This window comes from Corynebacterium sp. HMSC08C04, assembly GCF_001807495.1.
Classification (GTDB): domain Bacteria; phylum Actinomycetota; class Actinomycetes; order Mycobacteriales; family Mycobacteriaceae; genus Corynebacterium; species Corynebacterium simulans.
The window spans coordinates 1-16,981 of the sequence record NZ_KV789193.1 but is presented as its reverse complement, the minus strand read 5'-3'; the positions used below and the strand labels follow the sequence as shown (position 1 = coordinate 16,981).

Annotated in this window: 15 protein-coding genes and 1 pseudogene; 5 read left to right on the top strand and 11 right to left on the bottom strand. The window is 56.5% G+C overall.

What is annotated here, in order from left to right; translation table 11 throughout:
* Position 1 precedes the first annotated feature (1 nt).
* Complete coding sequence (locus tag HMPREF3169_RS01090; RefSeq protein ID WP_246815573.1) at positions 2-304, bottom strand: hypothetical protein; 303 nt, start codon at positions 302-304, stop codon at positions 2-4.
* Between the two features lie 152 nt (positions 305-456).
* On the opposite strand from HMPREF3169_RS01090, the gene HMPREF3169_RS01085 reads away from it, so the two are divergent.
* Positions 457-786: a hypothetical protein gene (locus HMPREF3169_RS01085; protein ID WP_070455436.1), complete on the top strand. Its 330-nt coding sequence runs from the start codon at positions 457-459 to the stop codon at positions 784-786.
* A gap of 108 nt (positions 787-894) precedes the next feature.
* On the opposite strand, the gene HMPREF3169_RS13050 is transcribed toward HMPREF3169_RS01085, so the two are convergent.
* The 4 genes and pseudogenes from HMPREF3169_RS13050 to argS all read right to left on the bottom strand — a co-directional run bounded on the left by HMPREF3169_RS13050 (position 895) and on the right by argS (position 3,569).
* Positions 895-1,041: a hypothetical protein gene (locus HMPREF3169_RS13050; protein WP_168162611.1), complete on the bottom strand. Its 147-nt coding sequence runs from the start codon at positions 1,039-1,041 to the stop codon at positions 895-897.
* A gap of 58 nt (positions 1,042-1,099) precedes the next feature.
* Positions 1,100-1,267 (bottom strand): annotated as a pseudogene (locus HMPREF3169_RS12580) (toxin-antitoxin system HicB family antitoxin); the annotation flags it as partial.
* Positions 1,268-1,317: 50 nt separating this feature from the next.
* Positions 1,318-1,908: an arginine repressor gene (locus tag HMPREF3169_RS01080; RefSeq protein WP_070455434.1), complete on the bottom strand. Its 591-nt coding sequence runs from the start codon at positions 1,906-1,908 to the stop codon at positions 1,318-1,320.
* A 14-nt stretch (positions 1,909-1,922) separates the two neighbouring features.
* Entirely contained in the window at positions 1,923-3,569 is a 1,647-nt protein-coding gene (gene argS / locus HMPREF3169_RS01075; RefSeq protein ID WP_070455432.1) for an arginine--tRNA ligase, read from the bottom strand.
* 547 nt (positions 3,570-4,116) lie between these two features.
* On the opposite strand from argS, the gene arcD reads away from it, so the two are divergent.
* The 4 genes from arcD to arcC all read left to right on the top strand — a co-directional run bounded on the left by arcD (position 4,117) and on the right by arcC (position 9,081).
* Positions 4,117-5,613, top strand: coding sequence for an arginine-ornithine antiporter (gene arcD, locus HMPREF3169_RS01070; protein ID WP_083286030.1), 1,497 nt, complete (start codon positions 4,117-4,119; stop codon positions 5,611-5,613).
* Between the two features lie 72 nt (positions 5,614-5,685).
* Complete coding sequence (arcA, locus tag HMPREF3169_RS01065) at positions 5,686-6,933, top strand: arginine deiminase (RefSeq protein WP_070455430.1); 1,248 nt, start codon at positions 5,686-5,688, stop codon at positions 6,931-6,933.
* 86 nt (positions 6,934-7,019) lie between these two features.
* Positions 7,020-8,018 (top strand): ornithine carbamoyltransferase, encoded by a 999-nt coding sequence (argF, locus tag HMPREF3169_RS01060; protein WP_070455428.1) that lies wholly within the window; start codon positions 7,020-7,022, stop codon positions 8,016-8,018.
* Between the two features lie 127 nt (positions 8,019-8,145).
* Positions 8,146-9,081, top strand: coding sequence for a carbamate kinase (arcC, locus tag HMPREF3169_RS01055; RefSeq protein WP_070455426.1), 936 nt, complete (start codon positions 8,146-8,148; stop codon positions 9,079-9,081).
* Between the two features lie 527 nt (positions 9,082-9,608).
* Here the strand turns inward: arcC and HMPREF3169_RS13485 are convergent.
* From HMPREF3169_RS13485 to mobF, 6 genes are all read right to left on the bottom strand, one after another.
* The gene (locus HMPREF3169_RS13485; RefSeq protein WP_083286032.1) at positions 9,609-9,752 is read right to left on the bottom strand and encodes a LexA family protein; all 144 of its coding nucleotides are present in this window, start codon (positions 9,750-9,752) and stop codon (positions 9,609-9,611) included.
* Between the two features lie 112 nt (positions 9,753-9,864).
* Entirely contained in the window at positions 9,865-11,319 is a 1,455-nt protein-coding gene (locus HMPREF3169_RS01050) for a replication initiation protein (protein ID WP_246815572.1), read from the bottom strand.
* A gap of 406 nt (positions 11,320-11,725) precedes the next feature.
* Complete coding sequence (locus HMPREF3169_RS01045) at positions 11,726-11,992, bottom strand: hypothetical protein (protein ID WP_070455424.1); 267 nt, start codon at positions 11,990-11,992, stop codon at positions 11,726-11,728.
* Entirely contained in the window at positions 11,989-12,579 is a 591-nt protein-coding gene (locus HMPREF3169_RS01040; protein WP_070455422.1) for a ParA family protein, read from the bottom strand. Before HMPREF3169_RS01040 ends, HMPREF3169_RS01045 begins: the two co-directional genes overlap by 4 nt.
* A 129-nt stretch (positions 12,580-12,708) precedes the next feature.
* Entirely contained in the window at positions 12,709-12,975 is a 267-nt protein-coding gene (locus HMPREF3169_RS01035; protein ID WP_070455420.1) for a ribbon-helix-helix domain-containing protein, read from the bottom strand.
* A 145-nt stretch (positions 12,976-13,120) separates the two neighbouring features.
* Positions 13,121-16,471, bottom strand: a complete 3,351-nt coding sequence (mobF, locus tag HMPREF3169_RS01030) for a MobF family relaxase (protein WP_070455418.1) — start codon at positions 16,469-16,471, stop codon at positions 13,121-13,123.
* Positions 16,472-16,981: the final 510 nt, after the last annotated feature.

The window sequence follows — 16,981 nt, the reverse complement described above, 5'->3', positions numbered from 1 at the left end:
TTTAGGATGCTGCGAGCTTTTGGGCGCGCTGGTAAGACACGCCGAGGACTGTTCCCATATCTCGTACGGTCATTCCAGCGTTTCTCATTGCAACAGCGAGGTCATGAGTGCTTGCCTGTGCCGCAGCGGCCAGTCGTGCCGCTTCTTCGCGTTCTTTTTCGGCGCGAGCTTTCATTTCCGCAAGGCCCGGTGGGAGAACAACATCAACAACAATGTCGAGTTCGTCTGGGTCTAGGCCTGCCTGGTAGGCCGGTGCTTCGCGCATCTCGTCGGCAGCATTAGCTAGCCGCTTAGTTTGGGACACTTCCCCTAATTCAGCGCATTCGAGCACCCATACTCCGCTGGTTCCACGTTCTGCGGTTACTGTGTACCCGGTAGACGCAACTTCATGTCATGGTTAAGAAAATTGACATCAGATATCGTTGTCTCAAAGACCACTTGAGCTGAGGAGCGACGATGACCGACGACTGGAAGCGCATTGAAGGAACCGGATGGATTCCCCTGGAAGGTTTCGGTCGAATAAATCCTCGGCGGGACAATGCGGGAGACGCTGGCCGGACATACTTCACCGCTATGACCATTAATGAAGAATATGCTCGGGCGCTCGGTAATTGCATCACCGGCGGCCCTGAAACTTGGTTCTATGAACCTGATCAGCCCTTCCACCTGTCAGATTCGACAGGGACAATCTGTGTGGAGATGGAGATTCCCCTCCTGGAGGGCGGGAAATATGGGATTCGATTCCGCCCGGGGCAGTGGCCGCAGACAGGCGGCGGCGCTTGGTAGTTCGGTGGGAGCGGGTGCTGTAAACGTGACCCACCAGCCGGGGCTAAATCCAAGAAGTTACGATCCTAAGTTTCGCTATGTCCCTCCAGGCTGCAATCAAAACAGCAGTCAAACCAGCAGGTACAACCCCAGACGCAACGTGGTGATCTCGCCAATACGGACGTGTCCTCCGGGACCCTCGCGTTGCTCCGCGCCGGTCTTTCTGCCATAGCCGGCGGAGCAGCACTTGTTCTGTGCAGACCGCAATCTGAGCATTAAGCGAAACTAACGGGCCACCAAGGCCCGGGGGATGGCAATCCCGTAGGCATTCGCGTTAGGCGGAGGCGAGCTTCTGGTTGATCAGCGTGTTGAGGGAAACCCCCTCAGTCTTGGCCGCAATCACCAGCCTGCGGTGCAGCGACGGGGAGGTCCGGACATTGAACCTCCCGGAGTAAGAGCGCCTCCCGAGAGGGGCGGGAATTTCCTCCCCGGAGCTCTCCATGCATATTTATAACATCCCCTGGCAACAAAAACCAAGGGGTCCACGCGTCGCTATTCGGCTGAAGGCGAAGAGGGGGTCTTATCGGTTGGTGTGGCGGGGGAAGACGCGCGACCTTCGTCTAGCAAGTCGTCTGGGCGCACAGGGTTCTGCCCGTTGGTAAATCCGGCCAGTTCGGTGAGCAGCAGGAGCAACTCACTGATGGTGAATGGCTTCTTCGCAAAAACCAAGATTGTGTCGTCACCGGCAATAGAACCCAGGATTTCTGGCTGCCCCGACAGGTCAATGACGGAAGCGAGGTACTGAGCGCCCCCCGGTGGGGTACGGATAAAGACACCGGCATCGGTCTCCACCATCGACACAGCAATAGTCTTCAAGAGACGCCGCAGCCGGCCCCGCAGCCCCGGGTCGGCGGACAACCCAGCTGGGTGGACATCACCGACCACGTAATACGCGGGCCCCTCGAGTGGACGCATCTTTTTCGCGCCTAATTCGTTGAGGTCACGCGACAGCGTCGCCTGGGTGACCGAGATGCCCTCCTTCTCCAACAAAGACATGAGCTGATTCTGACTGTTGACGCGCTTACGGTTGAGGATCGCCGTGATGCGGTAGTGCCGGATTGGGCGTGTGATGTCTTCGTTCATCGGCGTCCGATCTCCTACATATGATCCGGCGCGCTCACGCCGCACAGGTGCAACCCCTTAGACAGAGTCAGCCACGCGGCCTCAACTAGACCGAGACGCGCTTTGTGGATCGGCTGTTCTTCCCCGCCCGCCTTGGGCAAGATCGGGTTGTGGGCATAGAAGCGGTGGATCGCACCAGCTAGTTCCTCACAGTAACGAGCTACGCGGTGCGGCTCTCGTAACACCGCGGCAGCCTTGTTCACCTTCGGAAACTCGGCGATGGTGCGGATCAACTCGCCATCAAGCTCAGTGCTAAGCAGGGAGTAGTCCGCCCCCTCGAAGCTCACACCGAGTCTGGCGGCCTTCTCCTTAAGAGAGTTCAGGCGCGTGTACGCATACTGGACATAATAGATCGGGTTATCATTTGACTTGGATGCCCATACCGCGATGTCAATGTCCAGCGTGGTATCGGTGGACGAGCGGACAAGAGCGTAGCGCGCTCCGTCGACACCGACGGCATCAACGAGATCGTCGAGGGTAATTACAGTTCCCGCACGCTTAGACATGCGCACAGCCTGACCATCTTTAAGCAGATTGACCATCTGGCCAATGAGCACTTCGATGGTGTCAGGGTTATAACCTAACGCACCGGCGGCGGCCTTCAGGCGAGAAACGTAGCCGTGGTGATCCGCACCCAGCATGTAAATGCACAGATCGTGGCCACGGCCAATCTTGTCTTCAATGTAGGCGATATCCCCGGCGATGTAGGCGGCATTACCATCAGACTTAATCACTACACGATCGCGATCGTCCCCGAAATCGGTGGACTTCAGCCACCAGGCACCGTCCTGCTCGTAGAAGTAGCCATTCTGTTTCAACTTTTCAATAGAGCGTTCCACCGCCCCGGACTCGAACAACGAGTTCTCGTGGAAATAGACATCGAAGTCTGTACCAAAATCGTGTAACGACTTCTTGATGTGTTCGAACATCATATCTACACCGTGAGAACGGAAGAACTCCTGCGCGTCGCTCTTCCCCAGCGCATTCGGATAGTGTGCGAGAATCTCACCAGCGATGTCGTTTATGTACTCACCTCCGTAACCATCCTCCGGGGTGGGCTCACCTTTTGCGGCAGCGAGTAGTGAACGGGCGAAACGATCGATCTGCTCACCGTGATCATTGAAGTAGTACTCACGGGTGACTTCAGCACCGTTAGCCTCTAAGACACGTCCGAGGGAGTCGCCCACTGCGGCCCAGCGGGTGCCACCAATGTGAATCGGGCCAGTCGGGTTTGCAGAGACGAACTCAAGATTGACCGTAATACCAGAATAGGTGTCACTATCGCCGTAAGAGTCACCGGAAACGATGACATCGCTGATCAAACTACCCTGCGCCGCAGAAGACAAACGTATGTTGATGAACCCCGGACCGGCGACTGAGGCTTCGGCGATCTCCGGGTGATGGTTGAGGGAGTCCGCCAGCCACTGCGCGAGATCGCGGGGAGCTACACCAGTGCGCTTCCCAAGCTGCAGGGCAAGGTTGGTGGCGTAATCCCCGTGGTCTGGATTTTTCGGACGTTCGATAACGGGTTCCGCCGGAATGAGCAGATTATCCAAGTTATGCTGAGTAAAGACATCTTGCGCGCTCGAATAAACGAAACTGCTCAACTGGTTAGGGGTCATGCCGTCATGCTAGCATCCGCCCTTCCACATTTAAGTGAGGGAACTTAATATTTTACGTAGCCTAGCTTCGGGTAGTCGCGGAAGCACCTCCCTTCACCTACCCCAAGAGGCTCGCCAAGCCGCGAAGGGGTTGCACCTTATGCAAACAGTCGCGGAGCATCCCCTTCACCCCCACACGCGGGTAGAAGAGATTGCCGACAGGGCGAACTGTGAACTATCGCACCTTAGTTGCCCAATGATTGGATAACTTCAATAAAATGCAATCCCCCAAGCCGACAGTCATGGTCGGCGCGGACTATTGAGACCAAAAATATACACTCACTTTCATACTTCGGTGAATATTTACGGTTGCATTTACTCATTGCTGCGAAAAAATGTAGCTAGAGAGATATCCAAGAACAACGGCGGTGCGAGACTCACTCAGTGCATGTAGCGTTCGTGATGTCAGAAAATTTAACTTGCACCGAACGCATAAAAGCGTGATGGCCGATGTATGGATCCGTGGAGCGGGCGATGCAAGTGGCAAGCCTTCTTGGAAAGGATTCCCATGCCATCATCCAAAGTGGATGCCCCGGGTACCGGAGGCGCCTCACCCGGTGCTGCCGGGGACACTGGTCCCGACAGCGGCAAGCTCTCCCTGTTCGCCCTGATCGGCCTCGTTGTAGGGTCCATGATTGGCGGTGGCGTCTTTTCGCTACCACAAAACATTGCGGCCTCTGCCGCCGCTGGCCCGATCATCATCGGCTGGATCATCACCGGCATCGGCATGATCTGTCTCGCCTTCGTCTACCAGTTTCTTGCTAACCGCAAACCTGAGCTCGACAACGGCGTATACGCCTACGCCCGAGCCGGTTTTGGCGATTACATGGGATTCAACTCAGCGTGGGGTTACTGGCTATCCGCCCTGATCGGCAACGTCGGTTACCTCGTGCTGCTGATGTCGACCATTGGCAAATTTCTCCCCATTTTCGAGGGTGGAAACACTCTTCCCGCCATCATCGTCGCTTCGGTTCTACTGTGGCTGACCCACTTGCTTATCATCAAAGGTATACAGACCGCGACGCTGGTCAATACCATTACCACTATCGCCAAGATCGTCCCGATCTTCGCCTTCATCGCCATCGCCGCTTTTGGGTTCCACTACGACCTGTTCGTCTTCGACTTCTGGGGAGAGCAGTCCGGCCTGGGCAGCATCGTCGACCAAACGAGGAACATGATGCTCGTCACGGTATGGGTCTTCATCGGCATCGAGGGTGCCTCCATTTACTCCAAGCGCGCCCGTAATCGCAAGGACGTCGGTACCGCCACAATCGTTGGCTTCATATTCGTCCTCGCCGTGCTTGTCCTAGTCAATTTGCTGTCGCTCGGCATCATGCAGCGCGCAGAAATCGCAGAACTTCCCGATGCCTCCATGGGTGACGTACTCGCCGAGATCGTCGGCCCCTGGGGTGTCTGGTTCGTCAGCATTGCCGTAATCATCTCGGTACTCGGCGCTCTGCTCGCCTGGATTCTACTCTGCGGTGAGACAATGCAAATCCCAGGAACCGACGGGACGATGCCATCCTTTTTCGGCCGGCTCAACGAGAACGATGCCCCCGCGAACGCCCTGTTAGTTACCAACATCGTGACCCAGGTTGTCTTGCTGGCAACAATGCTGTCCTCAAATGTGTACTACGTGATGGCCACTTTCTCGGCAGCACTGATCCTGGTTCCTTACCTCCTGTCGGCGCTCTACGCCCTTCTCGTCACCAGCCGGGGTGAGACTTACACCGGTGACATGGCGCGGGGCCGCGCCAAGGACCTGACGGTCTCGATCATCGCCACGCTCTACGGTTTCTGGCTCATCTACGCGGCAGGTCTTGGCAATTTGGCACTGGCAACCCTGCTCTATTTGCCCGGCATCATTGTCTACATCTGGGCGAAGAAAGAAAACGGCCAACGCCCGTACCTCAAACCCTTCGAGTACATTATCCTGGCAGGCCTCGTTCTTGGAGCCGCCTACGCAGTCTATGGCCTATCAAACGGCGCCATCTCCCTGCTCTAACCCACTCTTACCGCGCGGAACCTGAACGAAACCCGAACCACCCCGCACGGTCCACATTTGAAAGGAATAACAATGTCTGAAAAGTTCTCCGTTGGTGCCTGGTCTGAGGTTGGCAAGCTGCGCACCGTCATGGTGTGCGAACCGGGCCTCGCCCACGAGAGGCTCACGCCAACTAACTCGGCTTCCCTGTTGTTCGACGACGTCCTCTGGGTGGAGAAGGCCCGCGAAGACCACCGCAACTTCCAGCAGCAGATGCGCGACCGCGGCGTAAACGTCCTCGAACTTCATAAGCTTCTCGAGGAAACCGTGGCCATACCCGAGGCTCGCGAGTGGATCCTCGAGCGCAAGATGTCCGCCAACCTAGTCGGCGCAGGTGTCGACGGAGAGCTGCGCGCTTGGTTGTCCGAGATGGACAGCATCCAGCTGGCCAAGTTTCTCATCGGTGGTATCGCTTTCCAAGACATCCCGTCCGATTTCGATGGCGCGGTCACCTCGGCGCTTGCGAAAGCCCACAGTGGCTCCCAGTTCCTCACCAACCCGCTACCCAACACGCAGTTCACCCGCGACACATCCGCCTGGATCTTCGGCGGCGTCACTTTGAACCCGATGTTCTGGCCCGCTCGCCAACAGGAAACTATGTTGGAAGAGGCTATTTACCGTTTCCACCCAGACTTCGCTGTGGCCGATTTCGAAATTTGGTACGGAGGTTCCGACAAAGCTCACGGCCTGGCCACCCTCGAGGGCGGCGACATCATGCCTGTCGGTAACGGCACTGTCCTAGTCGGCATGGGCGAGCGTTCCTCGTGGCAGGCTATCTCCCAGCTGTCGAAGAACCTATTCGAGAAGGGCGCAGCTGAGCGTGTTCTCGTCGCCGGCATGGCACCGAATCGCGCATCCATGCACCTCGACACTGTATTCAGCTTCCTTGACATGGACAAGATCACCGTATTCAAAGACGTGGTGGACACCATTCAACCGATCACCGTCCGGCCGGGTGATAGTGGCGAGCTCGATGTCACCGCCGAGTCTGATCACTGGAACGACGTCGTTGCCAAGGCCCTTAACCTCAAAGAACTGAAGGTTATCCCGACGGGTGGCAACTCTTATGCCGCCGAGCGCGAGCAGTGGGATGACGCGAATAACGTCGTCGCCCTCGAGCCGGGTGTGGTCATTGGCTACGATCGCAACCTCCACACCAACAAACTCTTGCGCGATGCTGGTGTCGAGGTCATCGAGATCGGCTCTGCCGAACTCGGGCGAGGCCGCGGTGGTGGTCACTGCATGACCTGCCCAATCCTGCGTGACCCGGTCGAATACTAAAAGACCGTCCCGCCACCTGCGGGGCAACAACTTCATACGATTCAGCGAAAGCAACACCATGCTTCACCGACCCGAAAGGACCGACAATGCCCGTCTCTATCAGCGGACGCCACTTCCTCAAGCTCCTTGATTACACCCCCGAGGAGATCCGCCACCTGATTAAGCTGTCCCACAACTTCAAGGACTTAAAGCGCACCGGCACCCCGCACCGCTACCTCAAGGACAAGAACATCGTCCTGCTCTTCGAAAAAACCTCTACCCGCACTCGCTGCGCTTTCGAAGTTGGCGGGATGGACCTCGGTATGGGCGTGACCTACCTCGATCCCGGTAGCTCCCAGATGGGAAAGAAGGAATCCATTGAGGACACTGCCCGCGTGTTGGGCCGCATGTACGACGGAATCGAGTACCGCGGATTTGACCAGGAGATCGTGGAGACTCTCGCTGCCAATGCCGGCGTTCCAGTGTGGAACGGCCTGACCACGGACTTCCACCCGACACAGATGATCGCCGACATGATGACCGTGGAAGAGAATTTTCCCCAGGGCCTGAAGGGCCTGAAACTGGTCTTCATGGGTGATGCCCAGAACAACGTCGCCAACTCGCTCATGGTCGTCTGCGCTAAGCTCGGCCTGCACTTCGTCGCTTGTGGCCCGAAGGATCAAATGCCGAAGGATGAGCTGGTGTCTCAGTGCCGTGAGATCGCTGCGCAATCCGGCGGCTCCGTCACCCTGACTGAGGATACCAAGGAGGCTGCCGCCGGCGCCCACGTTATCTACACCGATATCTGGGTGTCTATGGGTGAAGAGTCCGACGAACTGTGGAAGAAGCGCATCGAGATGCTGACCCCGTACCGCGTAACCAAAGAACTCATGGATTCCGCCGACCAGGATGCCATCTTCATGCACTGTCTGCCGTCTTTCCATGACGTAAAGACCACCGTGGGCAAAGAAATCTCTGACAAGTTCGGCATCGACGAAATGGAGGTCACCGACGAAGTCTTCGAGGGCCCGCGGTCCCGCGTCTTCGACGAGGCAGAGAACCGTATGCACTCCATTAAGGCGATCATGTACGCCACACTCTCCTAACCCCACATAGCATACAGCACTCTCTGACAGTCTTGGCCCAGGCAATTCCCAGTTAACAATGGTGATTTCCTGGGCCTGAATTATTTTCACACACCCAATTTTCCGATTGAAAGGTACTCATCTACTCATGGGACAGCGTCTTGTTTTAGCCCTTGGCGGCAACGCCCTCGGCAACTCCCCGAAGGAACAGCTACGGCTCATCCAGAACACAGCTTCGGCGATCGTTGATCTGATCGAGTCTGGTATCGATGTGGTCGTCACCCACGGCAATGGACCACAAGTGGGCATGATCAAAGTGGCGACCGACACAGCCGCTCAGCACGGTAATACCCCTGTAGTTCCTTTTCCGGAGGCCTCTGCGATGTCACAGGGTTACATCGGTTATCACCTCCAGCAGGCTCTACAGAATGAGCTCGCGCAGCGCTCCATCGACAAACCCTGCGTCTCGCTAATCACGCAAACGCTTGTCGACGCCGCAGACCCAGCGTTCGACTACCCCAGCAAGCCAGTCGGCGCCTTCTACTCCGAAGAGGAAGCGAAGAAGATCATGGCCGAAACCGGTCACACATTTGTCGAAGATGCCGGACGGGGTTGGCGCTGGGTGGTAGCTTCCCCGCAGCCCACCTCTATCGTCGAGCAGTCAAGCATCTCTAACCTGATCAATAACGGTTCCGTAGTCATCTCCACCGGCGGTGGCGGCATCCCCGTCGTGGAGAAAAACGGAAAGTATGAAGGCGTGCCAGCCGTGATTGACAAGGATCGTTCTGCTGCTCTTCTCGCTCACCAGATCGGTGCCCAGTACCTTGTAATCCTCACTGCTGTCAACCAGGTTGCGATCAATTTCAACACACCGAAGCAGGAGAATTTGACAACGATCACCGCTGCCGAAGCTCGCGGTTACATCGCCAGTAACCAGTTTGCCAAAGGCTCCATGCTGCCGAAGATTGAGGCCTGCATCGAGTACGTTGAGCATACCGAGGGCGGTCGCGCTGTCGTCACCTCTCTGGAGAACGCGAAGCACGCGCTCACCGGTGAGGGTGTTACTACTATGATCGCGAAATAGTCGCATCCAGACAACTCGGTCCACTGCGGAGGTGATCCGGGTTGTCTCTGCTGACTATTTTTGTCGAGACCACCACGCTAGACAGCACCGCGTTAGCGGAAATCCGATTGACTGGAACGCTTTCCCACATTTCGTCTGTCACCTCGGCTAGGCGGTAGCGGTCGACGGCCATAACGATCTCTACATTTCTCCCGCCAGTTCAGTCACCTGTTCCAGTTCGATAGCACCGCGCCTTCACAGCACGCCAGCGGGTGAGGACGGCAGGATAGCAATCCAAACTCATCGGCTCATAGCGAAAGAAGGATCGCCTGGTACATAACCTCCCAGCCAGGCACATACTTCTTTGTGGCGATCTAGTCGAGCCGCCCCAGCTCCTCCAGAGTGAGTCGAGCAGTGGCCAACGAAGAAGCCCCGGCACTACGGTCAGGACACCCAAATCTAGAACCCCCTCAACAAGAAAAAAAGAAGTCCAATCCTCTACTGCCCAGGGGGGCAGGGGACCGTATATTGCTTACGGCATTTCCCACTTAATCTATTTCCATTAACCCGGCTTCCCGTAGAGCCTTAAGGTGGAGATTCACGGTCCGCTTCGTAACCCCGACCTCTTCGGCAATCTCTCTCCCTGAGGGGAGCTCTCCAGTTTGTGCGAGTGTAGCGGCGACACACTTTATGCACTCTTAGTGACACCGGGACATAGTCCATCCAACCCAATCTTGCTAAGAGAGATTTTACTTAACTGCCTAACGGCCGGGGAACCGTATATTGCTTACGGTATGACCCCCCCTACAACTCGGGAAGCAACCCCGTAGTACGTAGCTCTCGCAGATGCCGTTTGACGGTAGATTCAGACACGCCTGTTTCAGCCATGATTTCTTTGCGCGACGGAAGCTTGCCGGTTTCTACAAAGCTTTGACCGACAAGGGCTTGAATTCTTGCACGCGTCGTTTGCCCCTGAACTCGCTTCCTTCGGTGCGTTCGCTCCAGTTTTGCAAGCTCAGACTGCGCATAGTCGCTATCACGGTCTTTCCAGCGTTGTGCGGCTTTCTTGCCGCCTCTGCGGCCCATCGTAGCCAAGGCTTTACGCTCGCTGCTGGTGGCTTTACCGGGTGCGCTAGAGCCGGTGTAGGCCTCGCTCTTGGATTGGGTGACATACCCGCGCACGCGCCTTGCCATGGTTTGGCGGTCACGCATGGGTGGCATCTCGTTGTCGCGGCCTGCACCGCCGTGGGTGTGTGCGACGTTGTAGGCGTGCTCATAGGCGTCGATGATTGCTGCGTCTGTCAGGCGTTGGCCTTGCTGGCGCAAGCGGTGGCCAGTCTTAAGTGCGTGTCTAAAGGCTGTTTCGTCGCGGGCGGCGGTGCCTTGGTTAATCCAGAGAACGCGCACGCCGTCGATAAGCTCTGGGTCGTACTGGTCGAGTCCACCGGCGATTTCCGCGTCTACGTCCTGGGCAAGCGCTTTAAACGCTTGAGCTTCTTCGCGGCGGGTCTTGACCGCGTTAATCAGTTCGCGGCCAGAGCTGAATTGCTGGCGTGGGGTGGGGTTGAACTGGTCGTGTCCTGCCATATCCCTTACCTGCTTTATCAAGTCTCCAAGACGCATCACCCGGTTGTGCTGCCTATACCAACGATAAGCGGTAGGGGCCTTGCCTGTGTAGAACGGGTTGCGGCTAAAGCGGTGGGAAAAGTGCGGGTCATGGTCTAAAAGCTCACCCAGCACACGCGTAGTCGCAGCCAGTAACTTCATCTGCGCAGATTTGCCCTCATGGTCGGCGTAGACGGGGTCAATAAGCCAGATGAACTGGGCTTTGCCGTTAGTTGGGTTAATACCAACCCATGCCGGCCCGACGCTATGAGTAATCAGTGAGCGCACCACGTCGCGGACGTACGGGTTTAAGTCTGCGGGGTCACCACCAGCGGTACCTACTTGATCAACGTCTACGACCAGGACGGCAGCGTACTGCTTGGTGGTGAGCATGGCGTACTCGCACCGTCCTAAAGCATCAGTCTCGAAGCGATACATACGCGGCGAGTTCGTACCGTCAGCGTTGCGTCGATAGGCCTTTTTAAAGTCTCGTGTGACTGAACCGTGAAGTACATCGCGGCCTAGATGCTCGCGTAAAAGGTCGCGGTCACTGGCAGATGCTGGGGTGTTATCCAGTCCACCACGGTCGCGCTCGACACGGGTCGGTGTTTTAATATGCGCGTTCTGCGCGTAAGCCTGTAAACTCACAGCCATGCTTTCCCCCAGGAGTGAGCTGGGTGATAAGCGAAAGTCATCGGGTTGCCGCCCGGTGGCTTTCTTCGTTTTTCACTGTCTTTCACCGACTCTAAATGACACCGGTGTTATTTACTAGCCATGACACGCGAAAAATATACCTTTTACCTGCGGTTACGTATGGCAAGACATATGGCAAGACATACGTAACCGCGTTTCAGCTGCACAGGGCTGTCTGCGCATATTTACCATCATGGAATGAAACCCCAGGTCAGGCTGCGCATATTTACCAATACACAAAAATCACGTGCGCAGATTTACCGTTACGCGCGCGCTGATTTACGCATACGGTGGCGAATTATCCAGAGCAACAGGTTTACAGTAATACAGGTGCCATAAACCTGTATTCCTGTATTGCTGTAAACCTTTATTTATTGTTGTGGACGTATTCTTCGAGGTAGGTGCTAACAATCTCGCGGATGGTCACGCCTTTTTGAGCGGCGATGACTTTGAGTTCTGCGTGAAGGTCGCGGTCGATTTCAATGGTCATCTTCTTGACATAGTCGCGGCCTGTGGGTTGGTGGAATGCGCTTCGCACTGTTTTCTTCTCGGCTGCTGGAGTTAGCTTCGCGGCTTTTTTCGTTGAGGTTCGCGGGCCTTGCTGCGCCCTGGCGCGTTCTTTACTGGTGCTCATTTCATCATCTCCATGAGTTCGTCGGCGACGTGGTCGTAGCCGTGCATGTCGGGGCCTGGGCAGTATCCGAACGCTAGGTGCATATCTTCGCGTAGCGGGATTTCGGTTTTAAAGTGCGGCATGTGTTCTTCATCGAGCGCTTCTCGTGCCGCGTCAAGGGCGCTGGTGCCTTTCCTGGCGAACGTCAGTAAGACTGCATGAGGTGTTCCGTTGACTGCGTCGCGCAGCTCCCATACTCGGGAGAGGTCGGCAGCAGCAGAACGGGTCGGAAGAATGATGAAGTCGCTGACTGCGATTGCTGCTTCGATAGCGTTCTCATCCCCTGGCGGGACATCGATGAACATGAACTCGTCGTCTCCGACGAGCGCTGCTTGCCTATCGACGCGCTTGGGGATGGACAGTTCAACCTCAAACGGCAAGGGGCTTCCTCCATCCTCTGCGCGTTCAGACCATTCCAGTGCCGAGCCCTGCCGGTCTAGGTCTGTGACGGTCACGGTCTTTCCTCGGTGAGCGAAAACCGTGGCAAGAAACATCGTTGTGGTGGTCTTGCCAACGCCACCTTTGGCGTTAATGGCGGTAATGATCATGGCTTCTCCTAGGTGGATAAATCATTGCCCCTACCACTTTACAGGTTTAAGCAAATACTGCTTTACAGGTTTACAGTAATACATTTTTACAGGTGACTGTAAGGATAAAAGCGCAGGCAGATAGCACTTTTATTTTTCTTTATCGTCAGACTCGGCAGAAAGTCCAGCAAGAATGATGCGGTAAAACTCGTTTTCAATACTCTTTTCTTCGAAGTCCGCAGCGACGTGTTCCCAGTGGTATTCCTCCAATTGGGGCAGCATCGCTGTTACTGCCATCTTGAGGTAGAAACCGCGACTGCGTCCGGTGCGAGCACACAGTGTGTCTAGGCGCTCGATGATGTCCTCTGGCATGCGTACAGATACCACGCGCCCGGAGGGGTGGGGTCCTTGAACCATTGACGTAAGTCCTTCCCTTGCCTGTCGTAAACATTGTTTACGTACTGTCTTTGGCAGTCCTACTCTTTTTCTCGTGAGCGTTATTTGCTTTTGTAAACATTGTTTACCATAGGTTCGACATCGACGAGGGGACGCAGATTTTTCGTTAAAGCTCTGGCCCCTCGCTCTCTGGAGCGTTATCCAACCAGTTGTCTTGGTCGTTGTCGTAGTCGCTATCTGCGGCAGCTTGCTGGTGGAACCGGGCGAGCATCTCATCATCTGCGGTGGTACTAATACCGAGTGAGTCGAGGAAGTCCAGGGATTTCTGTAGCGCCTGCTCGTCACTGCGTTGGGAGCGCAGTTCGTCTAGCTCGGTCTCAAGCTGGCGAATCGGATCAGTAAAGCTGTCGCGATAGTCCACGGCTTGGTCATAGGATGCAGCTACCTTGTCGCGCACGTTGATTGCTTCGTCTAGGAGGGCCTGGTCGTTGTTGCCGTGGCGTAGCCTGCCGAAAAAGCCCCTCGAGTTCTTCGTGTCCTCGAACTCGCGCACTACAGCATCTTGCTTGGAATACTGCTGTCCGAGCTGTTCAACCTGCTGGTTAGCCTGGTCGTACTCACCGCGCAGCGTCTCAAGCTGATTGTTTACCCGTTCTATCTCGGCGTCGATACTCTCCACGGCGTCATTGGACCGTGTAGCGCTGTACTCGTTGCCTGATTCCGATTCTGGCACCTCGTCGACATTGTTGGGCTGGGCGCGAGCATGAAAGTCAGCAAAGCGCGCTTCGCGTTTAGCGGCAAAGCTGCGCATGTACTTACCCATTTCGGTGCCGACAAACGGGTTATCGGTGTCCGTTTGGGAAGGCTGGTTGACAAGTTTGGTCAGCTCCCAATCCTGCTTGGCTTGCCCAAACAGCGCCTGGGGCGTTTTATCGCCTTGCTCGCGCATTCCTGCGGACACCAGCAGGTCGCGGGCGTACTCGGCAGACTCACGCCGTGCGACCTGATTCACCTGGCCGTGGCCGGTCTCGGTGTCTCCTGGCTGGGTCTCGGCAATATAGAGGAAGTTGCCCTCACGCCCACGAGTCATCGGAACGTAAACACTGGACTTATCTAGGTTGCCCACACCAGAAACAACGCGGGACACGTCCACGGTCGCGCCTTGGGAACTATGACCAGTAGCGGCATAGCCCAGTTGGGTGTGTTTATCGAGGTAGTCGCGGTTTAGTGTCACAGTGGCTAAATCATCATCACACCGTCGGGCCGTAATGGAACCGTCTTTCCCGATGGAATCAACGACCCAGCGTTGACCATTGCGGACAACATCGCCGTTGCTGGTCACCAGCTTTGCATCGTTGCGACGAGTCAAGATGACATCACCGACACCGGCTGTCAGTCCATCAGACAAGCCCAGGCGGTGCTCAGGGTTAATCTCGCCGCGCTCGGCGCGAATCTTCTGCGCCGCAGCATTCAGCGCGGTGACCTGGTCACAGGTAGCTGCAACCAGCAGCGACTGCTTTCCTGCGGCAGTATCATCACGCCACCCGGCCAACGCATCGTCCATCATTGCCGTAACCGATCCTGCGTGCAGGCGCTTGTTCTGCATGTACCACTCGGCGGCACGAGAAACGTCTGCTCCCTCGCCACCGCGCAGCCACTTCGATGCTTCACGCTCACCCGCATCACGCTGGCGGAACACCTCGCGTAGCTCAACGGCATCAGGCAATTCATGGGACAAGGTCGCCAGCAGGCCAGAACGAGCTTTCACCGCCGAATACTGCTCTGGATCTCCCACAAAGACCACGCGCGCGCCGGCAGCAGTGGCAGTCTCCAGCACACGGATCGTATCGGGGTTAGACACCATGCCAGCTTCATCAACGACTACAACGGTGTCCCGGTTCCACCCCAACTTCTCCGCCGTTTGCTCCGGTGTCAGCTCGTCTGTGCCAACAAAAGCGCGCGCAATCGTCATGGATTCATCGGCCACATTCTCGCCCACCATCACGTCAGCAGCCTTACCCGTAGGTGCTAGGCCTACGACGTGTTTACCGGCCTGGTTCCATGCCTTGTGCGCGGCCTTGAGTGAGGACGTCTTACCGGCACCAGCAGGCGCGACTACCACAGAAGCCAGATAATCAGAGCTGACAACCGCCCGCATAGCGTCCGCCTGAGCAGGAGATAGTTCGCCTTCAACTGGCTGGATCGACTCGGTATTAACCCCGCGCTCCACGCGCGCGGTGGCCATATCAACGCCACGTTCAACCTCGTCGACCACCTCGACAGTGGTGTATTTCTGCGAACCTTCACGCTGGGTATTATCCAGCTCGCGCGACTTCTCTGGAGTCACTGACCAAGTGCCGCGCTCACCCAACGCGGCATCCACAAGACGCTCAACAGTAACCGTCATATCCTCCGGGGAAACTGCGCCAGGGCGGATAAGTTCTGCTGCTTTCTCGGCAACATCAGCTCGGGTAAACGTGGAGCGTTCTGCAACAACCGCGCTTAAAATCTGGGCTGGTTTCGGCAAGAAATCCTCACCCACCGCGCGCGCTGGCGCTTCATTGTTTGGCACAAGTCCGGCCACAAATGCGCGCACCTGCGCGCCGTGTTCAGCACGTGCCCACTCGGTTTCTAGCTCGTCTAGTGGGGTGTCGGTATCCTTGGTACGCCGGGTGATTTTCTGCGCGATACGCTCATAGGCCGCGCGGGTTTCAAGCCCGTTCTCGGCCTGCCACTGGTCGATTTCACGCGCCCTGGTCGAGTACGACGCAATCAATTCTGGGTCATCAAGGCCGACGATTTCTGCGCATCCGTTGACCACGTCGCCGAACTCCACACCGAGTTTCTGGCTCAAGATTTCACGCACCGTGGCTTGATACACCATGCCTGCCGCGCGCGCCTCGTGGTACAAACTCACCCCATCGAGCGTGCGAACTTTGCCGTCTCGGCATAGCTGTTTATTCGCCAACAACACGTGTGAATGCACGTGCGGGTCGCCCGCGCGCGAGGTACGGTGCTCGTATTTCACGCCCGAAATACCCGCCAACTTTTCGACAATAAGACGCTTTCCCGTCGGCTCTTTTACTTGCTTTCGCGTGTAGCTGGCATGCTCCGACAAGTAATCCAGCGCCTGGGATACTGCCGCCTGGTGGGCTTCATCGACGATGCCACGCACGGCAGAATCTGCGCCCATCCCCCACAACAAGGAGACAGATTTCGGCGCGCAAAACGTCAGATCGAAACCTGGAACACTATCCTTTCGCGGAGCATTTCCAAGCCCCGCACCGCTCGGAGCGACCGCCTTATTGAACCAATCCTCAACCGTTTTCCCCGACACGATCGCACCATCTTCAGCGCCCAAAAATGCCGAAACTTCAGCCATGTTTTCGCCCCGAAGCCACACCGAAGCTGGCTGCTTTCCGTCCTCGGAATAGTACGAATCCGTCCCCCGATTCTCATCAACCGTGGACTGATAATAGGCCACGGAGTGCGCACCCATCTTCGCGATAGTCAGCACTCCGACACCTCCTGTCAATCACCACGGTGACCACCTGGGCACCCCATTGGGCAACTTGTTGCAAATGTACCATAAACCTAGAGCGCTTAGCGCTCTTAAAGCGTGGTCAGCGCAGAAAAGTAGCCGGCGCTTCGGTGTCTCTGGTTGTGTCAGGCAACCGCTAGCGATAACTACGAACGCCAGGACGCGATAATCACGCGGGGCAAGGAAGTCGCACACGCGACTTTCGCGGCAGCACTAAAGAGCCAAGCGTTAAGGAGCAGTGATGGACAAACTTTTCGGGCGCGAAGCGGCCAAGATTGGACGCCAAATCCTCGACCAGGCTGAGCCGTTTAACGCCGCCCACACCACTAACTGGGGACTACCTTGCAAGCCCACCGTCACGCGCCACCAACGCACACGAGTCCACTGGTCGAGAAAAGTCGCCCAGCACGCGCATGATAGACACGCGTACTGGGCGACTTTCGCTTTCAGTGTTTAGGATGCTGCGAGCTTTTGGGCGCGCTGGTA